This is a genomic window from Saccharibacillus qingshengii (assembly GCF_013185195.1).
Lineage (GTDB): Bacteria > Bacillota > Bacilli > Paenibacillales > Paenibacillaceae > Saccharibacillus > Saccharibacillus qingshengii.
Window position 1 is genome coordinate 71,772 of sequence record NZ_JAAZWC010000016.1, and the last position, 19,955, is coordinate 91,726.

Annotated in this window: 14 protein-coding genes; 12 read left to right on the forward strand and 2 right to left on the reverse strand. The window is 56.1% G+C overall.

The features are described 5' to 3' along the window. Positions 1-43: 43 nt before the first annotated feature. Together HRQ60_RS14650 and HRQ60_RS14655 are read right to left on the reverse strand one after the other, a co-directional pair. The gene (locus HRQ60_RS14650; RefSeq protein WP_172196622.1) at positions 44-1,132 is read right to left on the reverse strand and encodes a YsnF/AvaK domain-containing protein; all 1,089 of its coding nucleotides are present in this window, start codon (positions 1,130-1,132) and stop codon (positions 44-46) included. 313 nt (positions 1,133-1,445) lie between these two features. Continuing rightward, positions 1,446-2,540 (reverse strand): AI-2E family transporter, encoded by a 1,095-nt coding sequence (locus HRQ60_RS14655; RefSeq protein WP_172196624.1) that lies wholly within the window; start codon positions 2,538-2,540, stop codon positions 1,446-1,448. 275 nt (positions 2,541-2,815) lie between these two features. Here HRQ60_RS14655 and HRQ60_RS14660 point away from each other — a divergent pair, with 275 nt between their 5' ends. The 12 genes from HRQ60_RS14660 to HRQ60_RS14715 all read left to right on the forward strand — a co-directional run bounded on the left by HRQ60_RS14660 (position 2,816) and on the right by HRQ60_RS14715 (position 19,633). Next, positions 2,816-3,652: an amino acid ABC transporter substrate-binding protein gene (locus HRQ60_RS14660; protein WP_172196626.1), complete on the forward strand. Its 837-nt coding sequence runs from the start codon at positions 2,816-2,818 to the stop codon at positions 3,650-3,652. 227 nt (positions 3,653-3,879) lie between these two features. Further along, entirely contained in the window at positions 3,880-4,548 is a 669-nt protein-coding gene (locus tag HRQ60_RS14665; RefSeq protein WP_172196628.1) for an amino acid ABC transporter permease, read from the forward strand. Between the two features lie 24 nt (positions 4,549-4,572). Next, a complete protein-coding gene (locus tag HRQ60_RS14670) occupies positions 4,573-5,325 on the forward strand; it encodes an amino acid ABC transporter ATP-binding protein (RefSeq protein ID WP_172196630.1) in 753 nt (250 codons plus the stop codon). 183 nt (positions 5,326-5,508) lie between these two features. Beyond that, the gene (locus HRQ60_RS14675) at positions 5,509-7,242 is read left to right on the forward strand and encodes a methyl-accepting chemotaxis protein (RefSeq protein WP_172196632.1); all 1,734 of its coding nucleotides are present in this window, start codon (positions 5,509-5,511) and stop codon (positions 7,240-7,242) included. A 181-nt stretch (positions 7,243-7,423) separates the two neighbouring features. After that, positions 7,424-9,199, forward strand: a complete 1,776-nt coding sequence (locus tag HRQ60_RS14680; protein ID WP_172196634.1) for a sensor histidine kinase — start codon at positions 7,424-7,426, stop codon at positions 9,197-9,199. A gap of 28 nt (positions 9,200-9,227) precedes the next feature. Continuing rightward, positions 9,228-10,886 carry a response regulator transcription factor gene (locus tag HRQ60_RS14685; protein ID WP_172196636.1) on the forward strand — a complete coding sequence of 553 codons (1,659 nt, stop codon included), beginning with the start codon at positions 9,228-9,230 and terminating at the stop codon, positions 10,884-10,886. Positions 10,887-11,151: 265 nt separating this feature from the next. Next, a complete protein-coding gene (locus tag HRQ60_RS14690; protein ID WP_172196638.1) occupies positions 11,152-12,840 on the forward strand; it encodes a type 2 periplasmic-binding domain-containing protein in 1,689 nt (562 codons plus the stop codon). 180 nt (positions 12,841-13,020) lie between these two features. Beyond that, entirely contained in the window at positions 13,021-13,911 is an 891-nt protein-coding gene (locus tag HRQ60_RS14695) for an ABC transporter permease (RefSeq protein ID WP_172196640.1), read from the forward strand. A 51-nt stretch (positions 13,912-13,962) separates the two neighbouring features. Further along, complete coding sequence (locus tag HRQ60_RS14700) at positions 13,963-14,841, forward strand: carbohydrate ABC transporter permease (RefSeq protein WP_172196642.1); 879 nt, start codon at positions 13,963-13,965, stop codon at positions 14,839-14,841. Positions 14,842-15,424: 583 nt separating this feature from the next. Next, a complete protein-coding gene (locus HRQ60_RS14705) occupies positions 15,425-17,452 on the forward strand; it encodes a beta-galactosidase (RefSeq protein WP_172196720.1) in 2,028 nt (675 codons plus the stop codon). Between the two features lie 219 nt (positions 17,453-17,671). Beyond that, a complete protein-coding gene (locus tag HRQ60_RS14710; protein ID WP_172196644.1) occupies positions 17,672-18,598 on the forward strand; it encodes an NADP-dependent oxidoreductase in 927 nt (308 codons plus the stop codon). Between the two features lie 153 nt (positions 18,599-18,751). Then, on the forward strand, positions 18,752-19,633 hold the full coding sequence (locus HRQ60_RS14715; RefSeq protein WP_172196646.1) for a CHAD domain-containing protein: 882 nt from the start codon (positions 18,752-18,754) through the stop codon (positions 19,631-19,633). Positions 19,634-19,955 lie beyond the last annotated feature (322 nt).

The following is a 19,955-nucleotide window of genomic DNA, read 5'->3' on the forward strand; positions in this document are numbered from 1 at the left end:
CGGCCGCCCGGCCGCTTCCTCCGCAGATCTTCCGAGACCGTGGTTACGGTCTGCGCGTTGTCGCGTCTTCTCTGCGTGCTTCCGCGCCTTCGCGAACTTCGACCTGTCCGTTCTTGTCGACGCGGGCTTCTTCGCGGCGCAGCGTATCGCGTACCTGCTCCGTTTCCTGCACATCGCGTTTATGAACTTCGACTTCTCCGGTTACTACATTGCGCTTGTTGACTTCGACCTGCTCTTCGGTGAGAGGAATCCGGATCGTTTCGTCTCTGCCGATCGGCTCATCGGTCGGAATATCGTTGACCGAGCGGCGCTCGATGATAACTTCTTCATGGCTGACCGGTACGTCGATCGCTTTTTGCTCTTCGATGATTTCTTTGTGAACTTCGACTTCGCCGCTGCGTACCGTGTTTTTCGTGACGTCGAGCTGCTCTTCGTGCAGTCGAAGTTTGCGGGCTTCATCGCGGTCGTTCAGATCTGCCGATTCCGCGTATCCGCGTTCGCCGATTGGCGTTCCGTTCATGCGATTGGCATCGAGGTTCGTTGCGCCCATAGCCGGAGTATCTCGATAAAGCGTATCGTTGGACGCCGTATCGTTCATCCGGTTGGCGTCGATAGAGCGGGTATCTTCCATCTGCTCATCGTAACGCCGATTGGTGGAGTTATTGTCCCGGAAGATACGGGTGACTTCGCTGCGATTGGCTTCTTCCGTATCGACGATTACGAGCAGACCGCCCTGATCCACGGCTGTATCGTATTCTTTGGCTTCGTTCTCGGGAATGCCGAGTCCGATCAAACCGCCGACCAGACCGCCGCCTGCCGCGCCGACAGCTGCGCCGGCAAGTGCCGTTGCCAGAGGTCCGGCTGCCAGAAGCGGGCCGATGCCCGGAATGGCTAATGCGCCGAGACCTGCCAACAGGCCGCCGATGCCGCCCAGCACGCCGCCGGTAGCCGCTCCGCCTGCCGCGCCTTCGGGAGCCATCGTGCCCGTTTCGTCTTCAAGCTTGCGCATGTCTTTTTTGTCGCGTGTTACGACGGAAATGTCATTGGTGCTGAATCCCGATCTTTTCAGGTCTTCGATTGCATGGGAAGCTTCTCTTTCCGAATGGAACACGCCTACGATTTTGTTAGTCATGGTGGTACCTCCTCGTTGTTGTGGAACTTTAATTTTGGGTGTGTTTTTATTCGTGGATACTGCTGTTCCAAGGCTTCGATGTTTCCTGCCACGTTCCATATTTAACCCCCCCGAAGAAATCTAAACCGCTTCGTTCAGAAATTTTTTATAAAGTCAATCATTTTTTTGATTGTGTTTCAAATTTGAAAAAAGGGATGCTTAATGTACCGCTGAAAGCACATAGGGGCTTAAGCAAACGGGCAGGCAAGTACCAAAAAACCGGGTTTCCAGAAGGAAACCCGGTTGGCGGCCGCATGCGGATTGGGATCGGAATTCAATCCAGCGTATGTTTGATTTTGCTCTTGATATACATCTGGTAGGCATGGCGGATCGCAATCTTGACGACCATATAGATCGGAATACAGATCAGCATGCCCAGAATGCCCATGACATCGCCGCCGACAAGCAGCAGGACGATAACGGTCAGCGGATGCATGTCCAGCTGTTTGCCGAATACCAACGGCTCCAGCAGATTGTTCTGGATCAGCTGGGCCACCACGACGATGACGATCGACCAGATCGCCATGCTCGGCGATTCGATCAGACCGACGATTCCCACCGGTACTCCGGCGAGAAACGCTCCGATGAACGGAATGAAATTCAGGAAGAACGAGATCAGAACGAGCAGCAGCGAGTACGGCAGGCCGATGATGAGGAACCCGATATACAGCAGAACGCACAGCATCAAGTTGACGATTACCCGTCCGGCGATAAAGCTGTTCAGCGCGTCATCCATCTCGCCGAGCATCACTCTGCCGTCTTCCTTGTTGTTCGCCGGGAACAATCTCATCAGGAACGGAGGCAGCTTGTGGTCGTCGCGAAGCAGGAAGTACAGCAGAATCGGGAAAGTCGCAATGACGAGCACAAAGCTCGACAGGAACGAGAACATCCCCGTAATATTGTCGGTCAGCCAGGTTAACGAAGTATCGAGCACACCGGACAAGCGGTCCAGCAGCTCCTGGTTCTGACCCGCGTCATTCGGAAGGAAACGGCTGAATGACGGATTGTTCTGCAGCTGCTGGAGCTGATAGACGGCATCCTGCGCAAGCTGCGGCGCGTTATTGACGAAACTCTCCACCTGGTCGCGCAGGGTAGGCCATACCCAGAACGAAGCGCCCACGATCAGCAGGATGAAGACGACAAAGATCAGCATGACCGACCAGGAACGTTTCAGTTTCTTGCGTTCAAGGAAACGTACGAGCGGACGCAGCGGGTAATAGAAAAAAGCTGCGATCAGCAGCGGCACGACCAGCGAACTGACCAGCGATACGACCGGCGTAAAGATGAATTTGACCGTCGTTCCCAGGAGAATAATGAGCAGGATCAGGGCAACGCCCGCTCCTACAACGAAAAAGCGATTTTTGAACATGGATATCCTCCTAGTCAGATCTATATGTATATTTAAACGAAAGCTGCCTTGTTTACGCTCAAAGCGGAGATGGATATTTAAGGGCGTAAAAAAGGCGGAAATCGGATGTTTTTATTAAAGCCGATAAAATTAATGGGAATTATACGAAACCCCATTGACTTTCATTAGGTAAGGGTATAAAATTCAATCTTGCACGACCTAAACGCGGCCCAACGGATTCAAGCCGGCCGGCTGCGTCGAACGACCCATTCAGATCTAAACGGAGGAATTTACTGATGAAAAAAGTGACTTTGCTCAGCCTGGTTGCCATCTTGATGGCCCTTATGCTTGCCGCCTGCGGAAGCGGCACTGCCGCCAAGGATAATGCAGCTGCGCCCAATACAGGAACCAAAGAGACGGCCAAGTCCGACAGCGCCCTGGACAAGATCAAAGCCGACGGCAAGATGGTGATCGGCACCGAAGGGACTTATGCCCCTTTCACTTACCACGATAAGAGCGGCGAATTGACCGGGTTCGATGTGGAAATCGCCCGCGAAGTAGCCAAACGCCTCGGTGTAGAAGCCGAATTCGTGGAAGCGCCGTGGGACAGCCTGCTGGCCGGGATCGACGCCGGACGCTTCAACGCCGTATTCAACGAAGTCTCGATCCGCGACGATCGCAAAGAAAAATATGATTTCTCCGATCCGTACATTTCTTCCGGCGCGGTTCTGATCGTGCGCGAAGACAATACGGACATCAAATCGCTGGCCGATCTCAAAGGCAAAAAGTCCGCGCAGTCGCTGACCAGCAACCTGGCCGATATTGCCAAGCAAAACGGCGCCGAAATCGTGCCGATCGAAGGATTCAACCAGGCGATCGGCCTACTGAACTCCAGCCGCGTCGACGCGACGATCAACGATAACCTGTCGTTCCTCGACCTGAAGAAACAAAAACCGGACATCGCGCTCAAAGTCGTGGCGGAAGCCGACGACGCTTCGCAAAGCGGCGGCGTATTCGCCAAGAACCAGCCGGAACTGATCGAAGCGGTCAACAAAGCGCTGGCCGACATGCACGAAGACGGCACGTATGCCACGATCTCCGAGAAATACTTCGGCGAAGACGTCTCGAAATAAGTAAGGAAGAGCAGGGAAGCGCCGATCGGCGCCGCGTTCTTCTATCCGCACTACTGATACGGAAGAAGCCGTGCCCGGTTTCAACCGCATGGGGCTATCTTCGGATTCGCGCAGGCGAATTCCGCGGAAGCCCCCTTCCTTTTGTTCGGAGCCGGGGGATTGGGTGTAATGATCCGATAGACGGCTTTTTTTAAATCGGTTGGGTCTGGAGAGGGGTATAACAGAGTATGGATGAACGCAAAATTCAAATCTTGATCGATTCGCTGTGGCCAATGATCAAAGCCGGCCTGCAGTTTACGATCCCGCTGACACTGATCTCGTTCGCGCTGGGACTGGTGCTGGCGGTTCTCGTGGCGCTGGTGCGGCTGTGGAAGGTTCCGGTACTGAGCCAGATCGCCGGCATTTATGTATGGATCATCCGGGGAACGCCGCTGCTCGTGCAGCTGTTTATCATTTTCTACGGACTGCCGAGTATCGGGATCAAATTCGATCCGTTCCCGGCCGCGATCATCGGTTTTACATTGAATATGGGTGCTTACAATTCCGAGATCGTACGCGCCGCCATCCAGTCGATCTCGAACGGACAATGGGAAGCGGGGTATTCGCTTGGCATGACGCGCGGACAGGCGCTGCGCCGCATTATCCTGCCGCAGGCCGCCCGCGTGTCGGTACCGCCGCTGTCGAACTCGTTTGTCAGCCTGGTCAAGGACACTTCGCTCGCTTTTACCATCACCGTTGTCGACATGTTTCAAGTGTCCAAACAAATCGAGGCAGTTACCTATGAGCCTCTGCTTATCTACTGTGAAGTAGCCGTACTGTACCTGGTTCTCTGCACGGTGCTCAATGCGCTGCAGAACGTCATGGAGAAGCGGTTGGCCCGCTTCTCGGCTTCTTAATACGGCCGGAGAGGAGACAAATACATGCTTGAAATACGCAATCTGCATAAATCGTTCGGAACGCTTGACGTGCTCAAGGGCGTCGATCTGTCGCTGGAAAAAGGCAAGGTGCTCGTCATCATCGGCCCGTCGGGTTCCGGCAAGACGACGCTGCTGCGCTGCCTGAACCTGCTGGAAATGCCAAGCGCCGGTTCGCTCAAACTCGGCGATTCGGTGCTTGAATTCGGTACCGGCCACAAGCCGAGCAAGGCGGAGATTCTTAAGCTGCGTCAAAGCACCGGCATGGTGTTCCAGTCGTATAACCTGTTCCCGCACAAGACCGCAATCGAGAACGTCATGGAAGCGCAGATTATCGTCCAAAAGAAAGACAAGGCGGCAGCGCGCAAACGTTCCGCCGAGCTGTTGGCCAAAGTCGGACTGAGCGGCAAAGAAGACTCGTATCCGCATCAGCTGTCTGGCGGCCAGCAGCAGCGTGTCGGGATCGCCCGGGCGCTTGCAACCGATCCGCAGGTGATGCTGTTCGACGAACCGACCTCCGCGCTTGATCCCGAGCTGGTGGGCGAGGTGCTGAAAGTCATGAAGCAGCTTGCCGCCGAAGGCATGACGATGGTTGTCGTTACCCACGAGATGAAGTTCGCCGCCGAAGCCGCCGACACGGTCGTGCTGATGGACGACGGCGTCGTCCTCGAACAGGGACGCCCGGATCAGGTGCTCCACAACCCGTCCAGCGCCCGTGCGGCCCAGTTTCTGAATGTGCTGATCGAAAAAGAAGGCTAAGATAGCGCGACTCTCCGACCGCCCAACAGCGGTCTTTCCCACGCCGCCGGATCGAAATCGATCGGGTGGTTTTTTATTTCTTTTTTTATTTCCCCTAAACTATTCAAAAATAAGGTTTTTTCGTCGAAAAACAATCGTGGCCGCTTATAAAGGCTTATGAACGGGAAAAGGCGGGGGAAATTGATGAAAAAGAAGTTCAGGCTTACGTTTTTCGCGAAAAACATGATTATGATTGCGCTGGGGATCGTATTGGTCGGCGGCCTGTTGACAGGCATCACGGTGAAATTACAGCAGAATATGGCACTCGACAGCCTGCGAAACCAGTATATCGGTGTCGCGAATTACGTACGGGAGCAGGTAAGCTCGGAGCTGATCGTCGAAGTGGCGGCTAATCCGACTGCGGACAGCGAACCCGGCAAGCTTCTGACCGAACGCTTGAACCAAGTGTCGGAACTGAACTCCAATGTAGCCCAAGCCTATGTATTCAGCGCCAAAGTAGAGAACGGTTCCCAAGTCATCATCGGCGCTCCGAACCACCTGGCCGAAGCGGGCATGGCGCCGGGCACCTTGTATGAAAATCCCGACGAGATGAAAAAAGCGATGGCGCATGTCGTGGAGCAAAACGCTCCGTTCAGCACCAACGTCTATACGGACGCCTACGGAAACTGGGTCAGCCTGCTGCAGCCGGTCACCGATTCTTCGGGACAGGTTATCGCGGTCATGGGGCTGGATATCAGCGCCGCGGATATCGCCAAGAACACTTCCGAAATTCTGCGTACTTCCCTGCTGGTTATGGTACTGTGCATCCTGCTGGTCCTGGCGATCCAGTTCGTCATGATGCGCCGGATGATGAGACCGATTCGGGACTTGTTCGGAGCGATCGAACAGATGAACGAAGGCGATCTTAACGTTCAGCTGCCTACCGACCGCAAAGACGATTTCGGCGATCTGAACCGCAAATTCTCGGAAATGTCGATTGAACTCAAGACGATCATTGCCGGTGTCCAAAACCGTGCGCGGCAGGCGGCGGAGTCGTCTTCCGTCCTCAAAAGCGAGGTTGAGCAAAATGTACGCATACAGAACGGCGTGATGGAGAGTGCCGAACGCATGAGCGTCGGTGCAAGAACGCAGGAAAGTTCGGCGGAAGAAACGTCGAGAGTGATGGAAGAGATGTCCCGGGCGATCCAGGAGATTGCCCAGACCGCTTATCAGGTATCCGAAGCGGCTTCCGATATGAAAGCCGAAGCCGGTTCGGGCGGCAAGTCGATCGTTCGCGTCGGCGAGCAGATGTCGGCGATAAGCGTATCGGTCGGACGTTCCGCTTCCCGGATTCGCCAGCTGCAGGAGCGCTCGCGCGAGATCGAAGGGATTACCGGACTGATCTCCGGTATCGCTTCGCAGACGAACCTGCTGGCGCTGAACGCCGCGATCGAAGCGGCCAGAGCCGGCGAGCACGGCCGAGGATTCGCCGTCGTGGCGGAAGAAGTACGCAAGCTTGCCGATCAATCGGCAGCTTCGGCCAGTCAAATCTCCGGGATCCTCAGTCTGATGATCAAGGAAACGGACGAAGCGGTTGTGCTGATGGAAGAAGGCATGCACGAAGTCGAGACCGGCATGGAACTGTCGCAGCATACCGGCGAAGCGTTCCGCCGGATCGAAACGGCGATTGACGGCGTTTCGACCCAGACGGAAGATATGTCGGCCGTAACGGAGCAAATGTCCGCAAGTTCGGAAGAAGTCGCGGCATCCGTCACCGAATTGGCCGGAATCGCGAAAGAATCCGCGGGCAGCGCCATGGAAGTGACGCAGGCTTCGCAGCTGCAGCGCGAATCGCTTGGCAGCGTCTCCGATTCTTCGGAAGAATTGAATACGATGGCGGTCGAACTCAGCGAGCTGATCGCCAAGTTCAAGATTTAAGGGTCCGATCGATCGTACAGGGAAGCCGTTCATGCGAACGGCTTCCTTTTTCGTTATCAAAATACCCGAAATCTTGCGATAATGCTCTTGCCGGCTGCGTTGTCACCGCTTACAATTAGTGAGCTTGCCATGCGGATACTGCGCGGCCATGCCGCATTTTACCGAGAGGAAGGGAAGTCCCATGCCCCGCGCCAACCTTTTTACCAAGATGATCCTGATTCTGATTCTGATGTGGATTCCGGTCGCGCTGCTGTACGGGTACTCCAACAAGACGACGACCGATGTGCTGAGGCAGGAACTCGGCGAATCGAACCGGAACCAGCTGGCTTTTTTCCAGAGTCAGGTCAATACCAATATCGAGATGCTCGCTTCGTGGCCGAATCTGCTTATTCATGACCCGGACATCGAAAGTTTTCGCAAGCTGTATACGAACGGGGGTTACTTCAATCTCGACGAAATCAATCTGGTCAAGCGGATCCAGAACAAGCTGAGTATCCAGGAAAGTTCGTCGAATTGGAAAAGCCGCCTGCACCTGTATTCGCCTTCCCTTCGCCGGGTCGTGTCCGAGAACGATGCCCGCGCGTATGATCCGGCCCAGCTGCAGGCGCAGATCAAGCCGGGCTGGCAGGTGAACCGGGCCAAAGACGGCAGCGAAGACATCTTCCGCTTCTCCTGGTTCACGGTTGCGCCCTATGGGATCGACAATCCGGCGCTCAAAGCGGAAACGATTGTGGAACTTGAATTCGACAGCCGCAATATCCAGAATATGCTCGATAAATTCAAGACCGACGGTCGGCACGATCCTTTTTATTACCGGGAAGATATGGGCGTGATCTACAATCGCACTTCGGAACACGAGCTGACCGGGCAGCTGCTGGAAAAATTGAAACTGTCGCCGCTGCCGGAAAGCGATAATCTCACGGTGGATATCGACAGGGATTCCTATATGGTCAGCATCGTGCTCTCCAAAGAGACCGGCTGGTACCTGATCGATTATATGCCGATGGCGGATATGCTGGAGCCGATCCGCAAGTCGAATCTGCTGTTCTATTCGTCGATTCTGACCCTGCTCGTGATGGGTTCGGTGGCGGCTTATCTGCTGTATGTGCAGGTACAGATTCCGATCCGCCAGCTGATCCGGGGTTTTCAAAAGCTCGAGCAGGAAGATTACGCGGTCCGGATCAAGCCGAAAGGGCGAAACGAGTTCAGCTTCCTGTCGGATCGTTTCAACCGGATGGTCGACAAAATCCAGAACCTGTTCGAGCATGTGTATCTGGAGCAGCTGCATGTCAAAGAAGCCCGGTTGAAGCAGCTGCAGTCGCAGATCAATCCGCATTTCTTCTATAATTGTTTGTCCTTTGTGACCAGTATGGCGAAGCTTGGACGGATGGACGCGGTCGTGGCCATGTCCCACAGCCTGTCCCGATATTATCGCTACACCACGCGGCAGGAACGGGAGCTGGTTCCGCTGCGCGAAGAGGTCGAGTTCGTCCAGCATTATCTGGAGATCCAGAAGATGCGCATGAGCCGGCTCGATTATACGGTGGATCTGCCGAGCGCCCTGCTGGATCTGTACGTGCCGCCGCTCATGCTGCAGCCGCTGGTGGAGAATGCCGTGATTCACGGAATCGAACCGCATGCCGAAGCCGGCATGATCCGAATCTCGGGTCTGCTCGATGCCGCCGGCAGCGTGGTTCTCCGCGTCGAAGATAACGGCGGAGGGCTGGAAGAAAGCGAGCGTGCGAAATTGGACCGACGGCTTGCCGAGCCCATGAGCGAAGAAACCGGCTGCGGGTTATGGAATGTGAATCAGCGCCTGCAGCTGCGGGGCGGCCGGGAAGCCGGCGTCCGCACCGAAGAGTCGGAACTCGGCGGATTGACCGTAATGCTGAAATGGAACGAGAACGCGGTGAAGGAATCGGACGGAGAAGAGACACTGCGCAGACGCTCCGTCTAAGTTTGATAGAGAGAAAGGGGCTGCCGGAATGATCGAAGTACTGCTTGTCGACGACGAAACTTATGTAACGGAAAGTCTGGAGCTGACCATTCCGTGGGAAGAGATCGGCGTGAGCACCGTGCGCCGCGCCGCTTCCGGCGCGGAGGCTCTGCGGATCATGGAAGAAGAGGCGATCGATCTGGTCGTAACCGATATCCGGATGCCGGGCATGGACGGTCTGCAGCTGATCGAAGAAATCGGCCGGCGTTGGCCGCGCGTGCGCTGTATGCTGCTCACCGGGCACAGCGATTTCGATTATGCCAAAAGAGCGCTTCAGCTTCGCGCCAGTGACTATATCCTGAAGCCGGTGGACGACGCGGAATTCGTGACGTCCGTTTCCGAAGCGATCGATTCGCTGCGGGAAGAATGGGACGAATTCGACAAGGTCCACCGGCTGCTCTACAGCCGCAAATCGGATTACAAAGTGCTGCGCGAGAATCTGCTGCACGAACTGCTGCTGGGCCGGGAACTGGGCGGCCGCGCACTGGAAGAGCAGCTGGATGCCTACGAGCTGCCACTTCGGTCCGGACGGCCGACGCTGATGCTGCTCGCGCGTCTGGAAGGACGGTTCGCGTCGATGGACGCGCCTTCGCTGGAGCTGATGGATTTCGCGGCGGGGAATATCGCCGAGGAAGTGCTGCGCGGCCAGCCGCTCTGGTACGGCAGCGGGCCGCACGGCTGCCTGGTGCTGCTGCTTCAGCCGAGCGAAGCTGACGGCGGAATGGCGCTGGAAGAGACCGCCTGCGGACTGGATCGCCGGCTCGACAAACTGGGCGAACATGTCCGGCTGTATCTGAAAGGCGAGATCTCGCTGGCGGTCTCGACCGTGTTCGAATTGGGCGGAGGCGGTCCGGCGGCGGCTTACCGCCGGACGCTCAGCGCTTTGTATGCCGCGGGTATGGGCGGACGGACCGTATATGCCGACCTGCGCGCCGCGGAAGCGGGCGGAGCCGTCTCGGATTCCGCCGGATTGGCGACGGGAGAAGGGCGGGGCAGCGTGGCCGAAGCGATGTACGCGCCGCCGACCCTGCTGCACCTGCTGGAGTCGCATCAATGGGAAGAAGCCGGGGCGAAGATGTCCGGCGTGTTCGATGCCGCGGAGCGGGCCGGATTGGCGGGTCCGCCTATGTATGAGATCTATCTGTGGATGACCAATGCGTTCTTGTTCATCTCGCACCGGGAAGGTCAGCCGGTCGGCGAACTTGGCGGCGAGGAAGGGTTCGATCCCGTACTGGCACGCGGATTGGTCCAGCATCCCCAGCGCCTGCGCAGTTGGGGAGTCCGTCTACTCGACGGTCTGGCCGAGCAGATGTCGCAGAGCGGCGGCGAAGGACGGAGCAAGATCGCGAGCCGGGTCCGCCAGTTGGTCGGCGCCGGTCTGGACGGGGATTTGTCCGTCAAGACCCTGGCCGACCAGGTCTATCTGCACCCGGTCTACCTGTCCAAGATCTACAAAGCCGAAACCGGAGAAGCGCTGGGCGATTACATTATCCGGATGCGCATGGAACGCGCCGCCCATTTATTGAAAAATTCCTCCAAGAAGATCTACGAGATCACCGGCGAACTGGGTTATCAGAACCCCCAGTATTTCAGTAAGATGTTTAAGAAACAATACGGCATGACCCCCAATGAATTTAGGGATAGCTGAAACGGACAAGAAAAGACGGCGCGAAGCGCCATCGACCGATGTCCAACTGTTTCAGCGCCTGGTCTTAAGTAGTTTCAGCTTTCACCCCTGAATCCTCCCCCGCGGAAGCGCAGACGGATCCCCCTCCGTCCGCGCTTCCGCTTTTTGCTTTTTGCAGCCGTATTGCTTTCCAAAGGTGCAGGAATGTTTCAAACGCGACATAGGCCGTGTCCGCAGCTCCCCCTATAATAAAGAAGCAAGGCAGATGACACGAGGGGGAAACAACATGAAAGCGATATCCGGCAAAAGATGGCTGCCGCTGCTCGCGGCCGGCGCAATGCTGGCAACGACGCTCGCAGGCTGCTCCGGCGGAGGCAAAACGGAAGAAAGCGCGGCAGGTTCGGCGCCAAGCGTTGAGAACGTATACAAAGAGAAATATGATCCGCCGGTTACCCTTTCGACTGCATGGGGCGTCGATCCGGCCCTGACTTTCAAAAATGGCGAAACCATCGAAAATAGCGTAGCGACCAAATGGGCCAAAGAACAATTCGGCATCGAGATCAAGTCGCTCTGGTCGGTCACCGATACCAACGGCGCTTTTGGCACCAAACTCCGTCTGGCCATGTCTTCGGGACAGGATATGCCCGATCTGCTGACGATCGGTACCGCCGACAACCAGATCGCGCAGGATCTGATCGACTCCGGCATGTACGAAGAAGTCGGTCCGCTGTTCGACAAATATGCATCCGACACCTGGAAAGAAGCGATGAATCAGGATCCCAACGTCTGGAACGCCTATATGCGGGATGGCAAGAAAATGGGGATCCCGGTACTCGATTACGCCTACAACCACGATTATCTGCTCTGGATCCGTCAGGACTGGCTGGATAAGCTGAACCTGCAAGCTCCGAAGACGATCGACGAGATGGAAAAAGTCATGGACGCGTTCAAGAACCAGAATCCGGACGGATTGTCGCCGGATCAGGTCGTTCCGCTGAGCATCGGTTTCAAGACTTCGATGAATACCTGGATGGGCGATCCGTCCTGGATCTTCGGCGCTTACGGTACGCTGCCGCAGCAGTGGAACCTGGGCGAAGACGGCAAACTGGCATACGGCTCGACCGACCCCGCCATGAAGGAAGGTCTGCAGAAGCTGAGCGGCTGGTTGGCCAAAGGCTATATTCCGCAGGAAGCGGCGCTGTGGGACGAGAACAAAACCGCGGAGCCGGCAGTTGCAGGCACGGCGGGCATGATCCCGGGACCTTACTGGATGAGCGGCTGGCCGCTCAAAGACACCGTGCAAAATGCACCGAACGCGGTCTGGACCCCAATCGAAATTCCGGTCGGACCGGAAGGCAAAACGATGAGACATGGGACGCAGTTCACGAACGGCGTGACCCTGATCAAGAAAGACATGGAACATCCGGAAGCTTTCTTCACTTACCAGAACTACCTGTTCGACAACTATGCGAATCCGGAGCCGGGCAGCCCTTACGACAACGGCCTGTTCGCGGGATACGATTACCAGCTTGATGCCAACGGCAAACAGCTTCCGATCGAAGAGATCGACGGCGGTTACGTGAACGTCGTACGCTACCTGCTCGTTCGCGACGGCGCCCGTATTCCGGATGCTCAGATGAAAGCCCTGCAGAGTCTGGCCGAAGGCAATGAACCGAAGACCAAGCTGGAAAAAGACGTTGCGGTCAACTACGGTCCCGAAACGCCGGCAGCGGCGCAGGTTCTGCTGAAGCAGGACGATATCTCTTACAAGAACATGTTTACCGGTCCGACGACCGAAACGATGAAGAGCAAAATGGATTACCTCAACAAGATGGAAAACCAGACGTTCAACGAAATCATCTACGGCAAAAAACCGGCCGATGCGTTCGACGAGTTCGTCAGCACATGGAAAGCCGGAGGCGGCGATCAGATCACCCAGGAAGTGAATGCCTGGTACGATGAGGTCAAACAGTAATTCGCAGCCCGCAGCTGCCGCTCCGCTTCGCCTAATCTGGCGGATAGCGGGACGGCAGGCGGGAAGCTGCGGTCAAGATCGAAACGCTCTGCGGCAAATGCGGAGATTGAAGGCGGCAGGGAGCTTTCCCTGCGGCCTTTGCTTTCCCGTGCCCTTTTTTAGTCGAAGGAGGAATCCCGTTTGAAAACGTTAAAAAAAACCTGGCCGCTCCACTTGATGCTTCTGCCGGCGATGATCTTTCTGATCGTATTCAGTTTTATTCCGATGGGCGGTATCGTGATGGCGTTCCAGGATTACAAACCCTGGCTTGGCATCGGCGGCTCCGAATGGGTCGGATTGGACAATTTCCGCTATCTGTTCGAACGGGAAGACAGCGTCCAGGTCATCTGGAATACGCTCATTATTGCCATACTGAAACTGGTCTTTAATCTGATTGTTCCGTTCGTCTTTGCGATTTTGCTGAATGAAGTCCGCAAAACGGCGCTGCAGCGCGGGATTCAGACTCTTGTCTATCTGCCGCACTTTCTGTCATGGGTCATCCTCGGCGGCATCCTGATCGACCTGCTCGCCACCGGCGGCCTGGTCAACCGGGCTCTCGGATTCTTCGGATTCGGGCCTTACTTCTTCCTGGGCGACAACGATTTGTTCCGATTCACGGTGATCCTGTCGGATATCTGGAAAGAGTTCGGGTACAGCACGATTATCTTCCTGGCGGCGCTTGCCGGTATCGATCCTTCGCAGTATGAAGCGGCCGAGATCGACGGTGCCACGCGCTTGAAGCAGACGCTGCATATTACGATTCCGTCGCTGATTCCGATTCTGATGGTGGTCGGTACGCTCGCACTCGGCAATGTACTCAACGCCGGTTTCGACCAGATCTTCAACCTGTACAACCCGCTCGTGTACGAAAAAGGCGACATCATCGACACGTTCGTCTACCGGACCGCCATCCTCAACGGGGAAATGGGCTTCGGAACGGCAGTCGGATTGTTCAAATCGATCATCAGCATGATTCTGATCCTGATCTCGTATCGTCTCGCCTACAAATGGGCCGGGTATCGCATTTTCTAATTCGGACGCCGCGCAGCCGCGCGGTCCGTATCCGGGGAAAGAGGGATTTCCATGTATCATAAAACGAAAGGCTACCGCATCTTCAGCGTCTTCAATACCTGCTTTCTGATCTTTCTCGCCGTGTTGTGCATCATTCCGCTGATTCACGTTCTGGCCGTCTCGTTCAGTGCCAAAGCGGCCGCGGATGCCAATCTCGTCGGCCTCTGGCCGGTCGGTTTCTCGTTGGAAGCCTACAAAAAAACAGCCGCCAATCCGCTGTTCCTGCATTCGCTCTGGGTATCCGTCCTGCGGACGGTTATCGGTACGGCGGTGACGCTGATGATTACGTTCCTCGCCGCATACGCCCTGTCCAAAGAAAACAGCGTATTCAAAGGACGCAACGTCTACTCCTGGCTGTTCGTGTTCAGTATGATCTTCAACGGCGGCCTGGTTCCTTTTTATATCGTGATTCAAAAGTTGGGTCTGATCAATTCGTTCTGGGTGCTGGTCCTGCCGGGTGCGGTCAATACCTTCCTGGTCATCTTAATGCTGAATTTCTTCCGCGGCATTCCGAAAGAACTGGAAGAAGCGTCGCTGATCGACGGAGCCGGCCATTTCCGCACATTGTTCAGCATCTTCCTGCCGATCTCCCTGCCTTCGATCGCAACCGTGGCGCTGTTCAGCATGGTGTTCCATTGGAACTCCTGGTTCGACGGACTGCTGTATCTCAACAATGCCAAAGACTTCCCGCTCGCCACATTCCTGCAGACGGTTATCATTCAGCAGGATATGAGCTCCATGAGCATGAATCCGAAAGAAATGGAATTGATCTCGCAGACAACCGTCAAAGCAGCCCAGATCTTTATCGGCAGCGCGCCGATCCTGATCGTCTATCCGTTCCTGCAAAAATACTTCGTCAAAGGCATGACGGTCGGCTCGGTGAAAGGCTGATCCGACCGTCATCCCGGGGTTCGGCTGCTGTGGTCAAAGACGGCGGTGGGTGTGCGTACTTAGGCGCTGCGGGGTGAAGGGTCTGCGATCGCTGTCTCACCCTGATTTTCCGATTTCAGTACACATTTAGCGGTGAAAATCAGGGTTCAAAGGCGATCTTCGACTCCTTCACCTCTTCGCTCGGTACGCACGCTGCCGAATTTCACCAAAGAAAGCGCGAATGCCGCATGACTCGTTCAGCCGTTCCCTTCGCCTCCGAGGAGGGGAGAGGAACGGCTGTTGTTCGCCAGATCCAAGCGAACGACAGAATAGAGGAAATCGTTCCGGCAGCACGAAGCTTAGTGAAGAATGATCTCGTCCTTCCCTGCCCACCTCGCCGGCGGTCGGCAAGTGGAGGACAAAGGGAGGTGCAGAAGCGGAGCGTTCGCCTTTGAAATTCGATTCTCACCCTAGATCGAAACCCCCTTTGTCCGCAGCGCCTCCCAAACGCCGCATCCCCCATCCCCCCCTTTTTTCATATATCAGAAGGAGAGTGACCCAAGTGACTTATGTGTACCCGCCTGTGAGCGACAAAGTTCCCCATATGCTGCACGGAGCCGATTACAATCCGGAGCAGTGGCTCCGTTACCCAGAAGTGCTGGAAGAAGATATCCGCCTGATGAAGTTGGCCAAATGCAATGTGATGTCCGTCGGCATTTTCTCATGGGCGATGCTGGAGCCGGAAGAAGGCGTGTTCACGTTCGACTGGCTCGATCAGGTGCTGGACCGCTTCGCGGCAAACGGCATCTACGCGCTGCTCGCGACGCCAAGCGCGGCGCGGCCGGCCTGGATGGCGCAGAAGTATCCGGAAGTGCTGCGCACCGAAGAGAACCGCGTCCGCAATCTGTTCGGATTCCGGCATAATCATTGTCCGACTTCGCCGGTCTACCGCGAGAAGACGTCGATCATCAACCGCAAACTGGCCGAGCGTTACTCGCAGCATCCGGCCGTCATCGGTTGGCATATTTCCAACGAGTTCGGCGGCGACTGCCACTGCGAGCTGTGCCAAGCCGAGTTCCGCGCATTCGTCCAAGAGAAGTACGGTACGCTCGACGAGCTGAATCATGCCTGGTGGACCACGTTCTGGAGCCACACCGTAACGGATTGGTCGCAGGTCGAATCTCCGGCTCCGCACGGTGAGAAGCAGGTGCACGCGATGAACCTCGATTGGCGCCGGTTCGTCACGCAGCGCACGGTCGATTTCGTCAAGCACGAAACGGTGCCGCTGCGGGAGATCAATCCGGATCTTCCGGTCACGACCAACTTTATGGAGTTTTACGAAGGATTGGACTACTGGAAATTCGCGGACGCTCTCGATTTCCTGTCCTGGGACAGCTACCCGACCTGGCATGATGCCGATACGGAATCGAAGCAGGCCGCGAAGATTGCCATGATGCACGATATCGTCCGGTCGATCAAGGGCGGGCGTCCTTTCCTGCTGATGGAGAGCACCCCGAGCCTGACCAACTGGCAGGATGTCAGCAAGCTGAAGCGTCCGGGCGTGCATCTGCTCTCCTCGCTGCAGGCGGTTGCACACGGTTCGGACAGCGTCCAGTATTTCCAATGGCGCAAGAGCCGCGGTTCGAGCGAGAAGCTGCACGGCGCGGTCGTCGATCACGTAGGGAACGAACATACCCGGGTATTCGGGGATGTGACGGACGTCGGCTCCGCCCTTGAAGGCATGGACCGGGTTGTCGGAACATCGGTACCGGCCGAGACGGCGATTATCTTCGACTGGGAGAACCGCTGGGCCGTCAACGACTCGCAGGGTCCGCGCAATATGGGCGTGAAGTACGAGCAGACCGTGCAGAGCCATCACGAAGCGCTGTGGAAGCTCGGCGTACCGACGGATGTGATCAGCATGGATGCCGATTTTGCCAAGTACAAATTGATTGTGGCTCCTATGCTGTACATGGTACGCGAAGGCGTGGGCGAGCGTCTGGAGAAGTTCGTCGAAAACGGCGGAACGCTTGTTGTCACCTACTGGTCGGGCATCGTAAACGAGACCGATCTGTGCTTCCTCGGCGGATTCCCGGGTCCTCTGCGCCAAGTGCTCGGCATCTGGTCGGAAGAACTCGAAGGCCTGCATGATCGCGACCGCAACGCGCTGCGTCTGAATGGCGGCGGCGAACTGGGCCTGTCCGGCGAATACGAGATTTCCGAAATGTGCGATCTCATCCACCTGGAGAGTGCGCAGAGCCTGGCGGAGTACACGGCCGATTTCTACGCGGGACGACCGGCGCTGACCGTCAACCGATTCGGTGGGGGAGAAGCGTATTATATGGCGGCGCGTACCGGCGAATCGTTCCAAGGCGACTTCTACTCGGCGCTGACGGCGCGTGCCGGCGTGAGCCGCACCCTGGAGGTCGAACTGCCGGAAGGCACATCGGCGCATCTGCGTACGGACGGCGAGACCGACTTTGTATTCGTGCAGAATTATACGCCGGAATCGGTCACGTTCCCGCTCGACAATCGGGTGTATCTCGACTTGAGCAGCGGGGAGCAGGTCGGTACGGAACTTGAACTTGCCCCTTACGATGTTCGCGTTCTGGAACGCCGGAGAACCGTCTAGCCCAGTAAAAAGCGCTTGGTTTCGGACCCGGCGACTCGGCTTTGTACCTGGTTCCGTCGAACGCCTTTTGCGGCTTGACATCGTTGAAACAAGCCCGTTCGAACCCTTCTTCCCTATCGGAAGGAGGGTTTTTTGGATTGGAAAGGGTCTGCCATGAACACGAAGGGTAATACCAGAGGAAGCAAGGTCAACCCTGCTACAGAAAGGTGAGGATGAGATTTGAAAGCAATCGTGATTAACGAGTTTGGCGGACCGGATAAGCTGCATGAACAGAACGTACCCGAACCGAAGATCGATGCGAACCAGATCCTGATCAAGCTGTATGCAACATCGGTGAACCCCGTGGATACCAAGATCCGGGAAGGGGCGATGGGCGCCGCTGCCGGCGAGTTTCCGTTGATTCTGGGCGGAGATGTGGCCGGTATCGTCAAAGAAGTCGGAGCCAACGTCAGCCGCTTCAAACTGCGCGATCCGGTATTTGCCCGGCCGAGAGTGTTCGGAACCTATGCCCAGTATGTGGCGGTAGACGCGGACGTCGTGGTGAAAAAACCGGATAATCTGAGTTACGAAGAAGCGGCGGCGATTCCTCTGGCGGGAATGACGGCCTGGCAGGCCTTGGTCGACCATGGCAAAGTCAAAGCAGGCGACAAAGTGCTGATCCATGCGGGAGCCGGCGGTGTCGGCACCATGGCGATCCAGATCGCCAAACACCTGGGAGCCGAAGTAGCTTCGACGGCCAGCGGCAAGAACGAAGAACTGCTGAAATCGCTTGGCGTGGATCATTTTATCGATTATAAAAAAGAAGACTTCTCCGAGGTGCTCTCGGATTACGATATGGTACTCGATACGATGGGCGGCGATATTCAGCACAAAAGCTTTAAAGTGCTGAAAGCGGGCGGCCATCTGGTCTCGATCCTCGAAAAACCGGACGAAAATCTGGCAAAAGATCTCGGCATCCATACGGCCCACTTTATGATGGAGCCCAAAGGCGAACAGCTTGAGAAACTGGCCGATCTGATCAAACAGGGCAAGTTGAAGCCGGTGATCGATTCAACGCATTGGCTGAGCGAAGAAGGGCTGCGCAATGCGCACGCCAAAAGCGAAAGCCATCATGCGATCGGCAAAATCGTCATTCGCGAGAAATAAACTTGTGCAGCTGAACCTTTTTCGCCGTCCGCTTTTGTAAAATTCGCAAAAAGAAAGCCTTCCGGCAAACGGGAGGCTTTTTTTCGGGTAATGATACAGATAGACAGCGGTAAAGCAGGCAGAGGGAGTCCACTACAGAAGGAGTCGAGTCCGATGAGCAATAAGCAGGAAGCCTATGCGTTAACCATGCAGGAAGAAATACCGGGTCTGATTCCGCAGTGGCGGGAAGCGCTCGATGAACTCTACACCGAGTTTCGAAAAAGGAGCCGGGCGGCACTGAAAGACTACGAGGTCGAAAATGTGCATCAGGCTCGTGTCAGTGCACGCAAGCTGCTGACGCTGCTGCCGATCATCGATCCGGACGACGAGACAGGGCTGTATCGCCCGATCAAACAGGCGCAGAAGCGCTTCGGACGGGTACGGGACGCGGATGTACTGATCGGCGAATTCAAGCAGCTGCGCAAAGAATCGGCAGAAGCCGGACGCGAAGAAGAAGCGAAGCTGTTCAAACGGATGGCCAAGCTGGAGAAAGAAGAACGGCGCAGCCGGCGCAAGAAGCTGAGTACCCGGCTGCCCAAGATCGTGAACGGCAAGCTGGACCGGCGCTGGAAAGCGTTCCTCAATGACAGCCTGCCGGAGCTGGCCGAACGTGCGGATGTCCGCGCCGGACTGCGCGATCTCAAAGACGATTACCGCAAACGACGGCATACGTATCAGGTAACCGCCGACCGCGAAGGGCTGTACAGCGAAGAAGCGCTGCAGGCGCTGCATCAGGTACGGATCGCGGCCAAGCGCTGCCGGTATACGGCCGAGGCGGCCGCGTTCGCTCTCAGCGACAAGCAGGCCGAAGAAGCCGAACACTTCAAGAGCGTACAGAAACGGCTTGGCGAAATCAACGACCGGCATGTACGGATTCAGATTGCCGAAGATTACGGTCCGGAAGCTCTGGGCGCGGACGAAGCCGGCTGGAATGCTTTCCGGCAGCGGCTCGACGAACAGCTAAAAGAATCCTTAAGCGAAATCGGCGAATTATAATGAAAAACGGCTCCCCTTAAGGGAGCCGTCAGGCTGTCGAGAAAGTCCTATTCGTAAGAGAAGCTTGTCGGCTGCGGGAGAAATTCGTTCCGGTCGCGTGTTGAAATCGGGAAAAAAAATCAAATTTCAATGGAATTTTCCCGATTTCAAAGGCGAACTATAGCATAAGCTTCCGAAGTGCATTTCTTCGAAATGCTTTAGCTCCTTCACTGAATTTCTCCCTTCGCCTCCTCGCTTCACTCGGAAGCAGACCTTTCTCGACACGTTGACGGCTCCCCTAAGGGAGCCGTTTTTGTCGGGAGGAAAGATGAAGGGAGCAGCC

Bases quoted from the DNA above. Each gene is read 5' to 3' on its own strand.
- HRQ60_RS14700 (WP_172196642.1), top strand. From the start codon at position 13,963: ATGTATCATAAAACGAAAGGCTACCGCATCTTCAGCGTCTTCAATACC.
- HRQ60_RS14675 (WP_172196632.1), top strand. From the start codon at position 5,509: ATGAAAAAGAAGTTCAGGCTTACGTTTTTCGCGAAAAACATGATTATG.
- HRQ60_RS14650 (WP_172196622.1), bottom strand. From the start codon at position 1,132: ATGACTAACAAAATCGTAGGCGTGTTCCATTCGGAAAGAGAAGCTTCC.
- HRQ60_RS14685 (WP_172196636.1), top strand. From the start codon at position 9,228: ATGATCGAAGTACTGCTTGTCGACGACGAAACTTATGTAACGGAAAGT.
- HRQ60_RS14690 (WP_172196638.1), top strand. From the start codon at position 11,152: ATGAAAGCGATATCCGGCAAAAGATGGCTGCCGCTGCTCGCGGCCGGC.
- HRQ60_RS14705 (WP_172196720.1), top strand. From the start codon at position 15,425: ATGCTGCACGGAGCCGATTACAATCCGGAGCAGTGGCTCCGTTACCCA.
- HRQ60_RS14670 (WP_172196630.1), top strand. From the start codon at position 4,573: ATGCTTGAAATACGCAATCTGCATAAATCGTTCGGAACGCTTGACGTG.
- HRQ60_RS14655 (WP_172196624.1), bottom strand. From the start codon at position 2,540: ATGTTCAAAAATCGCTTTTTCGTTGTAGGAGCGGGCGTTGCCCTGATC.
- HRQ60_RS14665 (WP_172196628.1), top strand. From the start codon at position 3,880: ATGGATGAACGCAAAATTCAAATCTTGATCGATTCGCTGTGGCCAATG.
- HRQ60_RS14660 (WP_172196626.1), top strand. From the start codon at position 2,816: ATGAAAAAAGTGACTTTGCTCAGCCTGGTTGCCATCTTGATGGCCCTT.
- HRQ60_RS14680 (WP_172196634.1), top strand. From the start codon at position 7,424: ATGCCCCGCGCCAACCTTTTTACCAAGATGATCCTGATTCTGATTCTG.
- HRQ60_RS14715 (WP_172196646.1), top strand. From the start codon at position 18,752: ATGAGCAATAAGCAGGAAGCCTATGCGTTAACCATGCAGGAAGAAATA.